This window comes from Pseudoalteromonas sp. SWN29, from assembly GCF_015864465.1.
Taxonomy (GTDB): Bacteria; Pseudomonadota; Gammaproteobacteria; order Enterobacterales; family Alteromonadaceae; genus Pseudoalteromonas.
In genome coordinates this window covers 45,270-62,568 of the sequence record NZ_JADYXE010000026.1, presented here as the reverse complement: position 1 = coordinate 62,568, position 17,299 = coordinate 45,270, and the positions used below count along the sequence as shown (strand labels likewise).

Sequence of the window (17,299 nt, the reverse complement as noted above, 5' to 3'; positions counted from 1 at the left end):
GATGCGGGAGTGGCGGAATTGGTAGACGCGCTGGATTTAGGTTCCAGTAACTTCGGTTGTGAGAGTTCAAGTCTCTCTTTCCGCACCATTTCTTGATAAGAACTAAAATTATAAAGAATTCTTTGTTGGGATATCGCCAAGCGGTAAGGCACCAGGTTTTGATCCTGGCATTCCCAGGTTCAAATCCTGGTATCCCAGCCAACTTCTTCTACCAAGGAAAGTTGGATAAAAGAATTACTCTAGCTTAGAGTTTAAATTAGCAAATTAGTGATGCGGGAGTGGCGGAATTGGTAGACGCGCTGGATTTAGGTTCCAGTAACTTAGGTTGTGAGAGTTCAAGTCTCTCCTTCCGCACCATGTTCTTTTAAGAACTAAAACTATAAAGAATTTATAGTTGGGATATCGCCAAGCGGTAAGGCACCAGGTTTTGATCCTGGCATTCCCAGGTTCAAATCCTGGTATCCCAGCCAATTTGACTCCCTTTTCTAAAACTCCTCAATACTTACTAAATTCAACCTACTTTTTCTGCATTTAAATAAACACTTATAAATTCATCTATTGTTATCGGTTTACTATATAAATACCCTTGCAAATAATCACAGTTCATACCTAATAGCGCTTGCTCTACCTCTTTTGTTTCTATTCCTTCAGCTACTACATCACAATTTAATCGACTCGCTAAAAATAATGTAGACTCAACAATGGCATAATCTGGTGGGTTAATGAGCATATCTTTGATAAACGACTGATCTATTTTTATTTGATTAATTGGCAGCTCTCTTAATAACGACAATGATGAAAAGCCAGTACCAAAGTCATCAACACTAAATTTAAACCCGCGCATACTCAACTGCTGCATCATTTTTCTTGCAGCCGGAATATTTGTCATCATTGCACCTTCAGTAATTTCAAATATTAGTGAGTCACTTAAAGTAGGATCGGTTGTAAGTAAGTTAATTATAAAATCGTAAAATTCACTACTCTCAATATCTTTCGTTGATAAATTGACATGTATAGTACCGATGAAGCCAAACAGTTTGAGTTTTCTAATATGGTTAACCGCTTCTTGTACAACCCATTTCGATAACACAAAAATAAGCCCTGTACGCTCAGCTACGGTTATAAACTTTTCAGGGCTAATAAAGCTGCCATCATCTTGCGGCCATCGGATAAGCGCTTCTAGGCCATGTAATTGTAAATCTTTAGAGTCCATTATGGGTTGTAAATAAAGTTCAAACTCACATTTATGTAATGCCACTTTAATTTTGGCTGATAAATCAAAAAAGTCGTCTGCTCGTTTACCTATTGCAGATGAGTAATTTACTAAAGGTTGAAATGTTTTTTTAGCTTCATGCAGTGCCAAGTCGGCTTTTTTTAATAACTGATCGGGTAATCGGCTATCATGAGGAAAACGACTTACGCCTATACTTAATTGTATTTTAACTATTTGCTCATTCGTACAAAATGGAGCTTTAACAGCTGAATTTATAATATTTACACAGTAATCCATACTTTCATCCGCATCGGTATGCAGTAAAAATGCAAACTCATCACCTCCTATTCGATATAATTTAGCAATTCCGCACAAGTCTTTGCTTAGTTTATTAGCGAACACTGCTAATAGTTGATCGCCACATTGATGACCAAACGCATCATTAATTTGTTTAAAGTTACTTAAATCAATATAGAACAACGCGAATGAAGAGGAGTATTCGACTTGTTTATTCAAAGATTTAAAGAATTTATCGCGGTTAGGTAAGGTTGTTAAATTATCGTGCTCTGTTTGATATTTTTGATACTGGGTTGCTTGCTCTATTTTAACAATACTTTTTAAACTCAGTTTAATCACTAAATAAACAAACCCTGCTCCACCAAATAACAACATAGCGACCATATTCATCACTACAGGTGCAATAGCGTAGTTAGAAAAGTAATAAAGTACCCACCAATAGCCAAAAATAAAGCTAATAATGGCGCATAACAATATAGTCCACGCTAACTGCGCTGTTTTTTTACATACTTTAATCGTTGTTTTTAGGCTAGCTACAAGTAGCAGCACACCTAACATAATCATTACTGTAAAAAAATTATCCACACACAGGCTCTTTAAAGTTATTAAATTGCGATTTAGTGATGTAACACCAGTTAAATTAAAACCGTGTTCAATATAGCCGAGTCACTATTTGCTGACTTAAAAACAGACATAAAAAAAGGCTCATAAATGAGCCTTTCTAATATCTACTTTAAATTTAGCCTAAATCACCGCTAATTGCGTATTTTAAAACCCAGTTTTTTATTGGCCCCGTATTATTAGCCATTTTTAAAAACTGGCTGCGTGCCCATTTAAGTGGCGTAATTTGATTAGAAAACCCAAAGTAACACGCGTCCATCATGCTCATCATTAATAAATTAGCCCTGCGGCGAGCTCGCTCGTATTCTTTAAGTTTTAGTGGGCAACCTATATCTCCTGCTTCGTTTAAAACCTCAGCAAGTGCCACTACGTCCTGAAAACCTAAATTAACGCCCTGCCCTGCAAGGGGATTAATTGTATGTGCAGCGTCGCCCACTAAAACCAAGCGCCCTTGCGAATAATTATTCGCATGTTGGCGAGTAAGCGGAAATACTGCATGGGTCTGTACTTCAAAGTCTCCAGCAAGTTCTGGGAATTTATTCAGAATGTGCGTTTTTAACTGAGTTGGGCTTAGCCCTTTAAATGCTTGCAATGTATTTGCATCGTCGTACCAAATTAAATTAGCGTACGGTGCCTGCATTGGTAAAAATGCTAATGGCCCACTTGGTGTAAACTGTTGCCATGTTTTAATTTGTTGCGGTGCATCGAGTTTAATTAATACCCCCATGCAATGCTGTTGGTACTGCCAACCCGTAATACCAATATTAGCTTTAGCACGCAGCTGCGATTGCCCACCATCGGCGGCAATTACTAAATCAGCCGTATAGGTTTGATCACCATACACAAGCGTAATTAAATCATCCGTTTGCTCTATTTTAGTTACCGGCAATGACTGCTCAATAACCTCAATCTTATAATGCCCAAATTGCTGCCACAAACTTGCTTGAATTAAACTATTTTCAATCAAGTGGCCTAAATGTGTCGTGTTTATGTCGGCGCAATCAAATAATAAATTGTCACCACCGCGCTCAAAAGCCTCTAATTGTTGATAAGGTGCTATGCGGTTTTGCCTTAAAAGAGGCATTGCCCCTAATTCATCAAGTAAATTTTCTGAAAAACGATTAATGGCAGACACTCTAATATCCACCTTATCGCTACTAAGAATGTGCGATGGGTCTATTAGGTGTTTTTCAATTATGCGCACGCCAAAGCCTTGCTGAGCCAGCTTTATCGCCATAGCTGCGCCAACCATGCCCCCGCCAACCACTATCACATTATTTTTGGTCATGTTTTTCATCATTTTATTATTACTTGAGTCTGTTTTGATTGTATCAAAATTAATTTGTTTTATACCAGAGGATATCCCTAACAGCACATTAAACTCGCCCTGTATTGATTTGAGATCACAAACATGAAAACTATACTTGGATCTGGGCGGGTATCCAGCTAAAATACGCCTCCTTTAAGTGAGCATACTTGCTCCTTAATCCTGTTTCTAGCACATTTTTGTGCCACTATCGAATTGAACACGAGGCAATATTTCAATGAGCAAAAAGCTGCATATTAAAACCTGGGGTTGTCAGATGAACGAATACGACTCTCAGAAAATGGCTGAACTTTTAGATGCCACCAACGGCTACCAGCTAACTGATGATGCAACAGATGCCGACGTAATCTTACTTAACACCTGTTCAATTCGTGAAAAAGCGCAAGAAAAAGTATTTCACCAGTTAGGTCGTTGGAAGTTGTTAAAAGACGACAAGCCAGACTTAATAATTGGTGTAGGTGGTTGTGTTGCCTCACAAGAAGGTGACTCTATTCGCCAACGCGCACCATTTGTAGATGTTATTTTTGGCCCGCAAACGCTACACCGTTTACCAGAAATGATTAAACAAGTGCAAGGCAACAAAGGCTCATCGGTTGTTGATATTTCATTCCCAGAGATTGAAAAGTTTGACCGCCTGCCAGAGCCAAAAGCGGATGGCCCATCTGCGTTTGTATCAATTATGGAAGGCTGTTCTAAATACTGTACTTTTTGTGTTGTACCGTACACTCGCGGTGAAGAAGTTAGCCGCCCAGTAGATGACGTACTACTTGAAATTGCACAACTTGCAGAGCAAAACGTACGTGAAGTAAACCTACTTGGCCAAAACGTAAATGCATACCGCGGTGACACGCACGATGGCGAAATTTGTTACTTCTCAGATTTAATTCGTCTTATTGCAGCTATTGATGGTATTGACCGTATCCGTTACACCACATCGCACCCGGTAGAATTTACACCTGATATCATCGACGTTTACGCCGATGTACCAGAGCTTGTAGATCACTTACATCTACCAGTACAAAGTGGTTCAGACCGTATATTAAACCTAATGAAACGTGGCCATACGGCAATTGAATACAAATCGACTATTCGTAAGTTACGTAAAATTCGTCCTAACTTAAGCATGTCGTCAGATTTCATTATTGGTTTCCCAGGCGAAAGCCAAGAAGACTTTGAAGCAACCATGAAGCTTATTAGCGACATTGGTTTTGATATGAGCTTTAGCTTTATTTACAGTGCACGCCCAGGTACGCCAGCGGCAGATTTGCCAGATGACGTAACAGAGCAAGAGAAAAAAGAACGCTTATACTTACTACAAAATCGTATTACACAAATGGCGCAGCAAATTAGCCGCCAAATGTTCGATACAGAGCAACGTATACTTGTTGAAGGTCCTTCTAAAAAGAACCCAATGGAATTACGTGGCCGTACCGAAAATAACCGTGTAGTAAATTTTGTTGGCCCACACACAGTGATCGGACAGTTTGTTGACGTACGTATTACCGAAGCACTACCTAATTCTTTACGTGGTGACTTAATTCGTACAGAATCAGAAATGAACTTACGACGTGAAATCGCGCCTTCAGCTATTTTAACTAAAGCTGCAGCTGCAGAGCCAAAACCAGACACTGTTAACGAAATTGGCGTAGCTACTTTCGTTCCTTAGTCAAAATTATTAGCGCCAGTTAACACTGGCGCAGTACTATAGGAAGCAATTTTGAGTAATCAGTTAAAAACGTTAGAGATTTATTTAGAACCTGCCGATAACAAACGCCTTTCTTCTTTATGTGGCCCGTTTGACGAAAACATCAAACAAATTGAACGCCATCTGGCTGTTGAAATAATTCACCGTGACAACTTTTTTAAAGTAACCGGCAAATTACACAACTGCGCCGGCGCTTTAGAAATCTTAAAAAACCTTTATGTTGATACTCAGCCAGTTCGTGGTGTGTTAGGCGAAATAGAACCCGACGCCGTTCATTTAGCTATTACCGAATCAAAAGCCTTAGAGCAAGACGCATCAAGCAGCGCTTATGGCAAAGAAATGGTGATTAAAACGCGCCGTGGTGTTATTAAACCACGTAACGATAACCAAGGTGTTTATGTGGCTAATATTTTAAACCACGACATTACCTTTGGTATTGGCCCTGCTGGTACTGGTAAAACCTACCTTGCCGTTGCTGCCGCCGTTGATGCCCTTGAGCGCCAAGAAATACGCCGTATATTACTAACGCGTCCTGCTGTAGAAGCCGGCGAAAAGCTTGGCTTTTTACCTGGCGATTTAAGTCAAAAAATAGACCCATACCTGCGTCCTCTTTACGACGCGCTTTTTGAAATGCTAGGTTTTGAAAAAGTAGAAAAGCTCATCGAAAAAAATATCATTGAAGTCGCTCCGCTTGCTTACATGCGCGGACGTACTTTAAACGATGCCTTTATTATTTTAGATGAAAGCCAAAATACCACCGCCGAGCAAATGAAAATGTTTTTAACTCGCATAGGGTTTAACTCAAAAGCGGTTATTACAGGCGATATTACACAGGTTGATTTACCACGTGGTACACGCTCAGGCCTTCGCCATGCAATGGAAGTACTTGATGGTGTAAACGAAATTAGCTTTAACTACTTTAAAGCCCAAGACGTAGTACGCCACCCTGTTGTAGCACGCATAGTTGAAGCCTACGAGCGTAACGACGAAAGCGAGCGACTAAAGCGCATTGAAAAGCAAAATGCAAAAGACGCACTTGCTGCTCTTCAACAGCCTACTACTAAAGAGTAATACTTTGACAACCGAACTTGATTTACAAATAGCGTGTGAGTTTGACAACCTCCCAAGCGAAGAGCAATTTGCACTGTGGGCCGACAAAGCCCTTAGCCAATATCGTGATGAGTCAGAGCTCAGTATTGTTATTAGTGACGAAGCGCAATCGCAACAGCTTAATAACGACTATCGTGGTAAAAATAAACCGACCAACGTACTGTCGTTCGAATTTGAAGCACCACCAGGAATAGATATTCCCTTGGTTGGTGATTTAATTATTTGCCCAGCCATTGTATTAGCTGAAGCAATTGAGCAAGAGAAGTCATTTCATGACCACTTTGCTCACATGGTTATTCACGGATGCTTGCATTTGCTTGGATTTGACCATATAAAGAGTGACGATGCTTTAGAGATGGAAAGCATAGAAAAGCAATTACTTGCAGAGCTGAACATAGCAGACCCATACCGGGACGATATTTAAATTAACGGAGCAATTAGACGCAATGAGCGACGGTAACTCGCAATCTAGCCAGGGTTCTTCTGGCAAAACGTGGTTGGGCAGAATAGCTCAAATGTTGCAAGGGGAACCCCAGAATAGAGAAGAGCTGGTCGAAGTTATTGCCGATGCGCAAGAACGAGACGTAATCGATCCAGAAACAAAAGAGATGATAGAAGGTGTGCTTGGCGTGTCTGAGCTTAAAGTGCGAGACATAATGGTTCCGCGCTCACAAATGATCACTCTTGAGATCGACAAACCGCTTGAAGAGCTAATTCCAATGATGGTTGACTCAACTCACTCACGCTTTCCGGTGGTGATTGAAGATAAAGATCATGTAGAAGGTTTTTTGCTCGCTAAAGATTTATTGCCACTGATCTTAAATAAAGACGAGCACTTACCATCAATACGCGATTATTTACGCCCAGCAATGGTAGTACCTGAAAGCAAACGTGTTGATACACTGCTAAACGAATTTCGTCAGCAACGCTACCATATGGCTGTTGTTATTGACGAATACGGCGGCGTATCGGGCTTAGTAACGATTGAAGATATTCTTGAAATAATTGTTGGCGAAATCGAAGATGAGCACGACGAAGAAGAAGAACATCAAGATATTCGTCGACTTGCTAAACATGTTCACGTAGTGCAAGCACTCACACCTGTAGATGACTTTAACGAGCATTTTAAAACAGGTTACAGCACAGACGAAGCCGATACTATTGGTGGAACTGTACTGCACGCATTTGGCCACATGCCAAGCCGTGGTGAAACGATTGACATAGAAGGTTACCAATTTAAAGTAACCAACGCCGACAATCGTCGTATTTTGCAACTGCAAGTCACCGTTCCTAAGGATGATGATAACGACAGTGAAGAAACTGCTAACTAGACTTACCCTATTAGCAAAAGATAAAAAAGCATGGCTCGCACTGGTTGCGGGCCTTGTTTTAACTTTTGGCTATGCCCCCTTTGAAATTTGGCCCATTGTATTTATTAGCCTTGGTGCCATAATTTTTTGCATTAACCCTAATAATACCGGTAAAGCACACGCAAAAACCGCTGCTAAATATGGCTTTATATTTGGTCTAGGTTGGTTTGGTGCAGGTATAAGCTGGGTCCATGTTTCTATTGCCACCTTTGGCGGAATGCCGCTTATAGCGTCACTCTCATTAATGGCTTTTTTGTGCGCCTACTTAGCGTTATTTCCCGCACTTGCCTTTTGGGCAACCACACGCTTTGCCACTGGCCCTAAAAGCTTTGGTGCATTACTCATTGCTTGCTTTGCAATTAGTGAATATTTACGCGGAACAGTACTTACAGGTTTTCCGTGGCTAAGTTTTGGCTACACACAAACCGACGGCCCACTAAGACTGCTTGCCCCTTATATTGGCGAGTTTGGCTTAACCCTCGTGTGTATAGCAATTGGTTTTGCACTTTATCGCTTAACCCAAAAAGATTTTAAAACCCCTGTTGTTACGGCCACTGCTGTTGCGCTTATTTTTACAGGCGCAAATACCACAGGCAGTATTAATTACACAGATAAAAACATGTCGGTATTACTCGTTCAAGGGAACATACAACAACACCTGCGTTTTGAGCCAAGTGAGTTTTGGACCACCATGAGTAAATATCAAGACATGACACGCCCACATTGGGATGCCGACTTAATAGTTTGGCCCGAAGCCGCAGTGCCTGAAATAGAAATGCTTGCCGACTCGTACCTAGCTAACTTAGACAGTGCAGCATCATTTAATAAAACCGCCCTTGTAACCGGTATTGTTGACTACCAACGCGATACTAAAAACATATTCAATACACTTATTGTGGTCGGTAATAAAGAACGCGACGACGAGCACGGGCATTACCATTACCTAGATAAAAACCGCTATCAAAAACACCAGCTATTACCCATTGGCGAATTTGTACCGTTTCAAGATTTACTGCGCCCTATTGCCCCGTTATTCGATTTACCTATGTCGTCGTTTACGCGTGGCGACAAAGTGCAAAACAACTTACGCGCCAATGGCTTTAACCTACTACCCGCTATTTGCTACGAAATTGTTTTTGCCGACTTAGTACGCGGTAATTACAAAAGCGACTCCGACCTACTCTTTACTGTAAGTAACGATGCCTGGTTTGGCGACTCCATTGGGCCTTTGCAACATATGCAAATAGCCCGTATGCGCGCGCTCGAACTACAACGCCCTCTAGTGCGTGTTACTAACAATGGTGTAAGCGCCGTATACGACCCTATAAGCCACACACAACAAACCATGCCTCAGTTTGAAGCTACTACATTAAAAGCCAACATTAAGCTTATAAAAGGCGACAGCGTGTACAGCCAATACGGCAATGTGTTTGTATGGGGATTTGTGTTGTTGCTGGGTGTTGTTGGGTTTGGGGCTAGGTTTAAAGTAAAAGACAAATCATTATAAAAAAGCTTCTTTTTTATAATGATTTAATCAAAATGTTCCATCAAACTTTTCCCATAATAATCATGTAGCATCAATGGGAAAGAGGATATTACTGCGACATTATTCTGCTCAAAATGCTTATCTTGTTGTTTGGAAAAAATCAAATCTTGCTTTAAAACAGACTCAGGTAACGTCAATGTGTCATTTACTAAAAAGTTTGCACGAGCCAAATGCTGCTTTATAATTTCAACCCATATTTGAGAGTCATATAGACCCCAATTATGATATTTTTTATCTAATTCACGTTCTTTTTTAACCCAGTTTTTATAGCTGTTTAGTTGACTCCTTGGATATAGTTCCTCTTGATAATCTGTATTTTTTTGATGTCTTATAGCTTCAACCATTGGGTAACTCACACATAATAATCCAAAGTCTTGCGGGTCATTAAATGTTTCAAGCATCTGTGCTAATTTTACATCATCAGCATTACTACAATGACAGTCATAGTCTAAAAATAAGTAAATATCACTTATTTTACTTGGATCATCTATGTCTAATACTTTAATTTCCTCAGGCCTTAAGTTCTCTCTAACTTTTAACTGTTCGACAATAATTCCATAAGTATCGAAATATTCATCTTTAGATATTTCTTTATGTAATTGGTATAAATTAAATCCGTAGGATGCACGAAGAATGACTTTATCATCTTCATTTAAAATATATTTACAAAGATTATTAGCAATATTTTGCTCTGTTACTTTTCCTTCAAAAATAAAGAGTACATAACTACTCATCAAAAGCTCCCGAACGGTACATTTTCTCTAAGTTATGAGCTTTTCTAATTTCTCTATCCGTTAGTTTATATAGTGGCTTCAAACTATTATCCTCCAAAACAAAGTAGCAATCGGGGCGTAAAATGCTATTAGACATTAAAGTACTATTATGCGTTGTTATGATAGTTTGGCACGAAGTGCTAGAAATAAGCTCGACAACTTGTCGTGACAGAGCGAAATGATAGTAAGCATCAAACTCATCTATGTAAGCAAAAGAAATGTCTCCCGATGTTAATTTAAGAAACCAATAATAAAAATTACCTAATGATATTGTGCCTGTTGAAGCTGCTTGAGAAAATTCAATACTTCGATTACCAAAGTCAAACTCAATTATTTCTTCACCTTTAGAGCCTGATTTTTTTAGTTTACATTCTACACCTGATTTATTTAGGAAACGCTCAAAATCATTAAGCTTACCTAGCTCTATTATTGCTTGTGATACACGTTGAGGAGTCACAGGTTGCCCATAAAACTCTTGTGATTTAGTAAGCGTTCTAAAGAAAACCATGCCATCAACAAACGTAATGAATTTTTCAAATATTAAGTTAATTGAATTTGAAGCTAGAAGAGCATTTGATTTTAGGAATTTTACAGGTGAAATGTTTTTACCCGTAAAGTCATTTTTTAAAGTTTCAGAGCCAATAAGGTGAAAGTCTGCAAATGGCGAACTTCTTCGATCAAATGATACAACTTCATTACCGTCGATGATTAGTTTTTCAAAAATAGTGAGGTCACACTTTTCTTTCCCATACTGATATATAACCTGTTTATTCTCTATTTCAAACTCATAAGTAAACTCTGCAAGTTCCTCTTTTGAGCTCGCATTTAGGTAATTCAGCTTCAACCCACTACTGGGGCTATTGTCAGTTAAATGATTAGTAATATCGAGCAGAGCAAGACCTAAATTTGACTTACCTCCGCCATTAACACCGTATATGACCCCATGCTCTACGATATCATTTTTAATAGCATGATTATTAAACTCGTAAGAGCGATTACTTCTAAGATCTATCTCAAATTGTTCTTTAAAATTTCGAAAGTTTTTTACTGTTAGTTTTACGAGCATATTGAACATCCCATCTACTTGCCTAAGTGAACTATAACATACGCAATTATTTGCCGTAAAAAAAATACGGCTCTACTGACAAAAAGTATAATTCTAAATTACTCATAAATACTCTATATGATTCAAGTTACCTTTAATAACCACTGTCGCTGATATTTTATCTTGAATAGCTTGTCTGTTTGGGTCCCAATATATCTGTAAAAACCCTAATAAGCCCGTTGCAAAGCCTGCGCCGTAGCCGCCGTAGCGACCAAAACAATCTAATAATCCTAATGGCTCACCGCTTAAGGCAACCACACGAATATTACATACCTTTTTACCCGGTGTTTGGCCGCGCCAAAGTAACGAGAACAACGTAAAGTAAACTGCAGCCCAGCCAAAACCTAAGCCCAAGTCTTGAATAATGCCTTTGCTCCACTGCAAAATACTATTTGTGCTTGTTTGTGCAGGTTTTTCTTCTATTAACTGTGCAGGCTTTATTTCGTTATTTTCACTGAGTACTAATAGTTGTAAAAGTACGGTAGCAAGTTGTGGGCTTTGTAGGTCGTCCATTTCTGCTAATTTGGGAACTTGCCCTATTAAATTATCAAGCGCGCTTTGTTGGCAAGGTTGCTCACAGCTGTCATCGGCTGTTTGCGCTAAATAAGTATTTACGCGTTGTTTTTCTGTGGCGGTAAGCTGTATTTCATCTTGTATTTTTACGCCCTGAACAGCTAAAGCTTGATCAGCGTTATCGCCTTCTAGGTAATCTATGCCAATTGAAAGCACAGTAAGTGCGCTTACAAATAAAAAACTTGCTGCAAAAATTTTTAGGGTTCTTCGCCAAAACGACGACATTTTAGGTAAGTACTGTTGCGCCGTACCTTTATAAAAAGCCATTGCAGCGACAAATGCTATTAAAGCCGCGCTGAGTTTGGCGGCTAAAAATATAAGTGCAACATCAATTATTATCGCTAATGCACGCCTACTTGGTGTAGCCAAAGGCAAGCCTAGTAAAGCACTGTCAATTTTAAAAGCGTAGGGTGTAATAACTTCTCGGGTTTCAGAATTTGATAATTCTAATTGTTCTATCTCTTTGGCTTTCATTTATATTCTTGTTATTAAAATAGGTAACCCGGTTAACTTACGCGTTTTTTATTTTTTGCTCAAGGTAAAGTAAATAAACTGATAACAACCCCTAACTATATGTGAACTAAATGCATTTTATTAACTCATAACATAGCTATTACGTTGAGGAATAAGTGTGAATAAAGGGAATGCATGGCCGTGGGCTATATCGTTATGTATACATGCTGTATTGCTGTACTTATTACTTTCGCAAAAAATAAAGGTTGAAGAGCCTCAAACAAAAAAAGATATCGTAATAAACGCTTATGTAATGGTTAACTTGTCAACACTGCCTAAGTTAAGCACCGTTAACACCACCACTAACGCACCGATCGTTGAGCCTACAAAGTTAGAGGTAAAAAAAGCACCTGAACTAGCTTCAGAACCTGTAAGCATTAATAAAGTATCTACAACTCAAACACAGACTATTAAAGCACCCAAACAACGTGACGAAAAACCAGTTGAGGTAGCAGAATCTACTATTACAAATAAACCTCAACCCACTCCCCAAACTATTGATACAAACACGCAGACGTTTAAAAAACTTAACCCGTATGCGCCTATTTATGGCGCGCCTATAAATAACTTAACACGTAAAAAAATGGTCACCTTTGGCGAAGCTGACAACTCAGATAGTACTGATGATGCAATAGCTGCCACGCCCACAATTAAATCACCGGTTAAATCATCGGTTAAATCATCGGTTAAATCACAAAAATCGGAAGTTATTAGCCAAAATACAATAGGCACACGACGATTAGAAAAATTTAACGGTAAATGCTATTTAATTGATACTTCAACCGTATTTGGTAGTAATGGCATGCCTCAAGGTAGCGGTAAACCCTGCCCTGAGGATAAAACTGATAAAGAAATTATGTTTGAAAAAATCATGAAAAAATGGAGCCGTAAAAATAATTAGCTTTAAATAAGTGAACAAATAATATGTTTATCCGTATTGATAAACTTAAAGTACTTAGGAGTAAGCCATGACCACCAAACAACTATCATCACTTTTTGTATTTAATTTATTAGTTGTAAGTGCACAAGCTAATGCAAACCAGCGCTGGTACGTTGTTAACGACTCAGTAATGGGTGGGGTATCAAATAGCCAAGTAAACCAAACTGCTAAAAGTTTAATATTTGAAGGCAATGTTTCGCTTGATAATAACGGCGGTTTTGCATCAATACGTACAGAGCTAAATACACAAAGCCAAAATATTAAAGCTATAGCGCTGCGTGTTAAGGGTGACGGGCAAACTTATCATCTTAGGCTCAGAACAACTAATTCTCTTGATGGCGCAGCGTACACTCATTCATTTAAAACAGTAAAAAATGAATGGGTAGATATAAACTTTGCTCCAAGTGATTTTACTTTAACGTATCGCGGTCGCATGCTTGAGCAACAACCAACTATTGATTTTGATGATATTAAACAACTAGGCTTTATGATTGCAGGCAAGCAAGAAGGTAAGTTTAAACTTGAAGTGGGTGAAATTGAGTTTAAAAGCTAGCCCACCAGCATGTTGGTGGCGCTAAATAGTATAGTCGTCGCCCCGTCTCTTCATTTCACTAATAACCAACTCAACCATTTGTTGCTTTACTGCCGCTTGCTCTGATTTCAACTCTCCAAGTTGCAGCTCTAGCATGTCTATTTGCTCTTGTTGTTGCGTATTTTTATATTTTTTAGAGCCTAGGTGCTCTGCATCTAAAGTTAAATTGGCATCACTTTTATTTATCTCATTGGCGCTGCTATCGATGGTTAAACTTCGCTGTGCTGGGCTTTGTTTAAGTTTGTTAATTTGTTCTTGCAGCGCAATAACTCGCCCAGTGAAGTGCTTGTATACTTTTTCGAGGTTTTTATATTGATTGCTAAACGTAGCGTTATCTTCACTGTATTCTTGCGCTTTGGTATCTAGAAACTTAGATAACACATATTTTGGCTCTTCCTCATTCTCTTCCCCGCTCTTTTCTTCACTCGCTTTTTCAACAGGTAGTTTATCTGATTGCGCTAAAGGTTGAGTATTAGAGCTGTTTACTTGGTATGGAATGGGAGTCGGTGAAATCTTCATTATTTTATCCCTAAAATAGCTCTGTAACTATTATAGGTATCGACCTCGTATTAAAATCCTTGAGTAAATTTTATTGTTAGCTAAAAGCAAAAAGCCCCACTTTATTAAAGTAGGGCTTTAGCAATTAATTACTTTGAATTAAATTACGACTCAATTGCCAGTAACTCTACTTCAAAAATAAGTACTGAGGCAGGAGGAATACTCCCTACCCGTTTTTCGCCGTACGCTAATTGATGCGGTACGTATAACGTGTATTTGTCGCCTGGGCTCATCAGTTGTAAGCCTTCAGTCCAGCCTTTAATAACTTGGTGCAAACCAAAGCTAATCGGTGTTTTACGCTCTACTGAGCTGTCAAACACAGTGCCGTCGATTAGTGTGCCGTGGTAATGCACGTTAACCATACTTTTTGGGGTTGGTGTGTTTTCACTATCGCTTTTATGGATTACTTTATACTGTAGGCCAGATGCGGTTTCGACCACGCCCTCTACTTTTGCGTTAGCCGCTAAGTAATCTGCCCCTATTTGTGCATTTATGCCTGCTTGTTGTTTTGCTTTTTTACTATTTTGAAATATTAAAAAACAAAAAATGGCGATAACTACCGCCAAAATTATATTGATCATCATTAACCTTTTTCGTTGTTTTACTTTTCGTTATCTGGCTCTTCGTCTTTTTCGTCGTCATCATCGCCATTAACTATATCGGCAATTTCTTTAAGACGAGCAAGCGCAATGCCATTTACTGAGTTTTCTGGATACTGGTCATCAATAATATCGCCAGCTTCTATATCCATTAACAAGTTAAGCGCTTGGTCTACGGTTTCTACTGCATAAATATTAAATTTACCCGCTTCAACCGCATTAAGTATTTCGTCATCAAGCACTAAGTTAACTTGGTTAGATTTAGGAATGATAACGCCTTGCGAACCTGTTAAACCACGCATTTTACATAGTTTAAAAAAGCCTTCTATTTTTTCGTTTACGCCACCAATGGCTTGTACATCGCCGTGTTGGTTAATAGAGCCTGTAAGCGCAATAGATTGGCTAATAGGTAGGCTTGTAATAGACGAAATAAGCGCACACAACTCTGCTAAAGATGCGCTATCGCCATCTATGTAACCATAGCTTTGCTCAATAGCAATATTAGCGCTAAGCGTTAGGCTAAAGTGCTGCGCATATTTATTACCAAGGTAGCCGGTAAGTAGCATAACGCCTTTTGAGTGAATTGCTTTACCAAGTTCGGCTTCGCGCTCTACATCTATTACGCCATCGGCGCCGGCATAAACGGTTGCGGTAATACGTGCTGGTGTACCAAACGAGGTATCGCCAATGTGTAATACGGTTAAGCCATTTACTTTACCAATGGCTTGGCCGTCGGTTGCAATAAGTGTGTGACCTTCTTTTATGTCACTGAGCATATTTTCGCTAATTTGGCCGGTACGGTATTGCTTACCTTCAATGGCTTCGTCAATATGGTGCGCGTCAATAACGGTTAATTTATCTTGTTTTGCGTAGTAACTCGCTTCTGCAATAAGCTCAAGTACATCAGCAAAACGCGCTGACAATTTATTTTGATGCTCTGCTTGGCGGTAACTAAATTTAAGTAAACGCACCATAGCAGCCTGCGTTGCAGTGCACTTTAATGTTTGCTCACAATACTCGGTTACTTTAGTAATAAACTGGTATTGCAATTTGTCGCTACTTGGCAAGTAGTAATCAAAGTCGGCTAATACTCTAAATAGCTCTGCAAATTCTTCGTCGTATTCACCTATGGTGTAGTACAACTCACGCGAACCTAATAAAATAATTTTAACATCAAGCGGTATAAGCTGCGGGCGAAGTGTAAAGCTCGTCCCTACTGTGCTGTCTTGGTACGGTAAATCGTTTTTAATTTGGTGTGTTTTTAACGCGAGCTTTAAACCATCCCACACTTGTGGGTTTGCCATGATTTTTTCAGCGTCCATAATTAAATAGCCGCCATTAGCACGGTGCAATGCACCTGCCTGAATTGAGCGATAACAAGTAATTAAAGAGCCTTGCGATGTTGAGTACTCAATTTTGCCAAATATATTGCCAAACGTTGGGTTAGGCTCGTACACAACCGGTGCTGCGTCGTCTTCTTTAAACTCAACTAAAATGTTAGGTGCAAAAAAGTCGGTAAGCATGCCTTTGCGGTCAAAGTCTTCTTTGCTTTCTTCACTTTCATCTTCGTCATCTAGCCATTCAAGTACCGCGTCTATAATTTCGACGCGAATATCTTTTAAATAACGCAGTACGCCAATATGAGTTGCGTATTTATGTTCTAAGTCTTTTAAAAGTGGTTTAGTGGCTTGCTCTGCTGTCGACTTTTTAAGGTTGCGTTGTTTTTCTTTTGATTCGCGTTTCCAACGTGGCAGCTCTATTAACGCTTCTATTAATGCATCTTCTAGCTTTTCAATTTTTTCAAAAAACTCTTCACGTAACGTTTCTTCAAGTTCGCCAAATTCGCTGTCGCTTAATTGTTTACCATCTACAAGTGGTGCAAACCCGACTGAATTTTTTTCTTCTACTAATGCAACGCTTTGCTCAAATGCTGCAATTTCTACTGCGGTAATAGCACTGTCGTAGGCGTCGTTAAATTCACGGTCGATTGATTTTTTCTTACGCTGATACGCTGGGTTATCAAATGCAGCAGGAAAAGTGTCGAGCACTTCATCTAAAAATGAATCTATGTCGTCACTAAGTTGCTTGCTTTGCCCTGGTTGCATAAACAATGCAATGGGCTCTCTGTGATCATCATAATTATTTACGTATAACCATTCGTTTGGCGTTGAGCGGTCTTTTGCGTGTTGCTTAAGTTTATCTTTAACAAGCGTAAAACGCCCGTGAGCGGCCTCGCCCATTACATAAACGTTGTAACCCGGCAGTTCCATCCCTAATGAAAAATCTAAAGCACTTTGGGCGCGTTGTTGGCCTATAAACGTAAGTTGCTCTGGGTATGGATTGCTCATGCACGTGTTTACGTGATTAGTAGATATACTAGGTGCGAGCTTTGAAACAGATAGTGGCAGCAATTTTTTCGTCATTCTAACTTCTTTTTTTACCAGCATATTCGCTGGC

Annotated in this window: 15 protein-coding genes and 4 tRNA genes; 11 read left to right on the top strand and 8 right to left on the bottom strand. The window is 39.3% G+C overall.

The features are described 5' to 3' along the window. Positions 1 to 3 precede the first annotated feature (3 nt). The 4 genes from I6F53_RS11565 to I6F53_RS11550 all read left to right on the top strand — a co-directional run bounded on the left by I6F53_RS11565 (position 4) and on the right by I6F53_RS11550 (position 470). Positions 4 to 88, top strand: a tRNA-Leu gene (locus I6F53_RS11565). Between the two features lie 38 nt (positions 89 to 126). Next, positions 127 to 201: transfer RNA gene (locus I6F53_RS11560), tRNA-Gln, on the top strand. A gap of 71 nt (positions 202 to 272) precedes the next feature. Continuing rightward, positions 273 to 357 (top strand) — tRNA-Leu (locus I6F53_RS11555). A gap of 38 nt (positions 358 to 395) precedes the next feature. Beyond that, a tRNA-Gln gene (locus tag I6F53_RS11550) sits at positions 396 to 470 on the top strand. A 41-nt stretch (positions 471 to 511) separates the two neighbouring features. On the opposite strand, the gene I6F53_RS11545 is transcribed toward I6F53_RS11550, so the two are convergent. Beyond that, positions 512 to 2,095 (bottom strand): putative bifunctional diguanylate cyclase/phosphodiesterase, encoded by a 1,584-nt coding sequence (locus I6F53_RS11545; RefSeq protein ID WP_197239652.1) that lies wholly within the window; start codon positions 2,093 to 2,095, stop codon positions 512 to 514. Between the two features lie 154 nt (positions 2,096 to 2,249). Beyond that, on the bottom strand, positions 2,250 to 3,506 hold the full coding sequence (locus I6F53_RS11540; protein WP_101216149.1) for an FAD-dependent monooxygenase: 1,257 nt from the start codon (positions 3,504 to 3,506) through the stop codon (positions 2,250 to 2,252). Between the two features lie 169 nt (positions 3,507 to 3,675). On the opposite strand from I6F53_RS11540, the gene miaB reads away from it, so the two are divergent. From miaB to lnt, 5 genes are read left to right on the top strand one after another with little or no spacing between them, the layout of a single operon-like run. Beyond that, positions 3,676 to 5,124, top strand: coding sequence for a tRNA (N6-isopentenyl adenosine(37)-C2)-methylthiotransferase MiaB (gene miaB, locus I6F53_RS11535; RefSeq protein ID WP_165728902.1), 1,449 nt, complete (start codon positions 3,676 to 3,678; stop codon positions 5,122 to 5,124). 51 nt (positions 5,125 to 5,175) lie between these two features. Then, positions 5,176 to 6,234 carry a PhoH family protein gene (locus I6F53_RS11530; RefSeq protein WP_197239651.1) on the top strand — a complete coding sequence of 353 codons (1,059 nt, stop codon included), beginning with the start codon at positions 5,176 to 5,178 and terminating at the stop codon, positions 6,232 to 6,234. Between the two features lie 4 nt (positions 6,235 to 6,238). Next, on the top strand, positions 6,239 to 6,697 hold the full coding sequence (ybeY, locus tag I6F53_RS11525) for an rRNA maturation RNase YbeY (RefSeq protein ID WP_002958542.1): 459 nt from the start codon (positions 6,239 to 6,241) through the stop codon (positions 6,695 to 6,697). Positions 6,698 to 6,719: 22 nt separating this feature from the next. Continuing rightward, on the top strand, positions 6,720 to 7,604 hold the full coding sequence (gene corC, locus I6F53_RS11520; protein ID WP_165728904.1) for a CNNM family magnesium/cobalt transport protein CorC: 885 nt from the start codon (positions 6,720 to 6,722) through the stop codon (positions 7,602 to 7,604). Continuing rightward, on the top strand, positions 7,585 to 9,150 hold the full coding sequence (gene lnt / locus I6F53_RS11515) for an apolipoprotein N-acyltransferase (protein ID WP_197119584.1): 1,566 nt from the start codon (positions 7,585 to 7,587) through the stop codon (positions 9,148 to 9,150). The genes corC and lnt overlap by 20 nt, the downstream gene beginning before the upstream one ends. A 23-nt stretch (positions 9,151 to 9,173) precedes the next feature. Here the strand turns inward: lnt and I6F53_RS11510 are convergent, their stop codons facing one another. The 3 genes from I6F53_RS11510 to I6F53_RS11500 form a co-directional block, all read right to left on the bottom strand. After that, on the bottom strand, positions 9,174 to 9,923 hold the full coding sequence (locus I6F53_RS11510; RefSeq protein WP_197239650.1) for a hypothetical protein: 750 nt from the start codon (positions 9,921 to 9,923) through the stop codon (positions 9,174 to 9,176). Further along, on the bottom strand, positions 9,916 to 11,028 hold the full coding sequence (locus I6F53_RS11505) for an AAA family ATPase (RefSeq protein WP_231615225.1): 1,113 nt from the start codon (positions 11,026 to 11,028) through the stop codon (positions 9,916 to 9,918). Before I6F53_RS11505 ends, I6F53_RS11510 begins: the two co-directional genes overlap by 8 nt. Before the next feature lie 102 nt (positions 11,029 to 11,130). Next, on the bottom strand, positions 11,131 to 12,114 hold the full coding sequence (locus I6F53_RS11500) for an RDD family protein (RefSeq protein ID WP_197119587.1): 984 nt from the start codon (positions 12,112 to 12,114) through the stop codon (positions 11,131 to 11,133). 157 nt (positions 12,115 to 12,271) lie between these two features. On the opposite strand from I6F53_RS11500, the gene I6F53_RS11495 reads away from it, so the two are divergent. Beyond that, the gene (locus I6F53_RS11495; protein ID WP_197119588.1) at positions 12,272 to 13,054 is read left to right on the top strand and encodes a hypothetical protein; all 783 of its coding nucleotides are present in this window, start codon (positions 12,272 to 12,274) and stop codon (positions 13,052 to 13,054) included. A gap of 67 nt (positions 13,055 to 13,121) precedes the next feature. After that, positions 13,122 to 13,646, top strand: a complete 525-nt coding sequence (locus tag I6F53_RS11490) for a CIA30 family protein (protein ID WP_197239649.1) — start codon at positions 13,122 to 13,124, stop codon at positions 13,644 to 13,646. A gap of 21 nt (positions 13,647 to 13,667) precedes the next feature. Here the strand turns inward: I6F53_RS11490 and I6F53_RS11485 are convergent, their stop codons facing one another. The 3 genes from I6F53_RS11485 to I6F53_RS11475 form a co-directional block, all read right to left on the bottom strand. Then, on the bottom strand, positions 13,668 to 14,204 hold the full coding sequence (locus I6F53_RS11485; protein WP_197119590.1) for a hypothetical protein: 537 nt from the start codon (positions 14,202 to 14,204) through the stop codon (positions 13,668 to 13,670). Positions 14,205 to 14,347: 143 nt separating this feature from the next. Beyond that, positions 14,348 to 14,824: an FKBP-type peptidyl-prolyl cis-trans isomerase gene (locus I6F53_RS11480; RefSeq protein ID WP_197160109.1), complete on the bottom strand. Its 477-nt coding sequence runs from the start codon at positions 14,822 to 14,824 to the stop codon at positions 14,348 to 14,350. A 20-nt stretch (positions 14,825 to 14,844) separates the two neighbouring features. Beyond that, a complete protein-coding gene (locus I6F53_RS11475) occupies positions 14,845 to 17,265 on the bottom strand; it encodes a Lon protease family protein (RefSeq protein ID WP_231611901.1) in 2,421 nt (806 codons plus the stop codon). Positions 17,266 to 17,299: the final 34 nt, after the last annotated feature.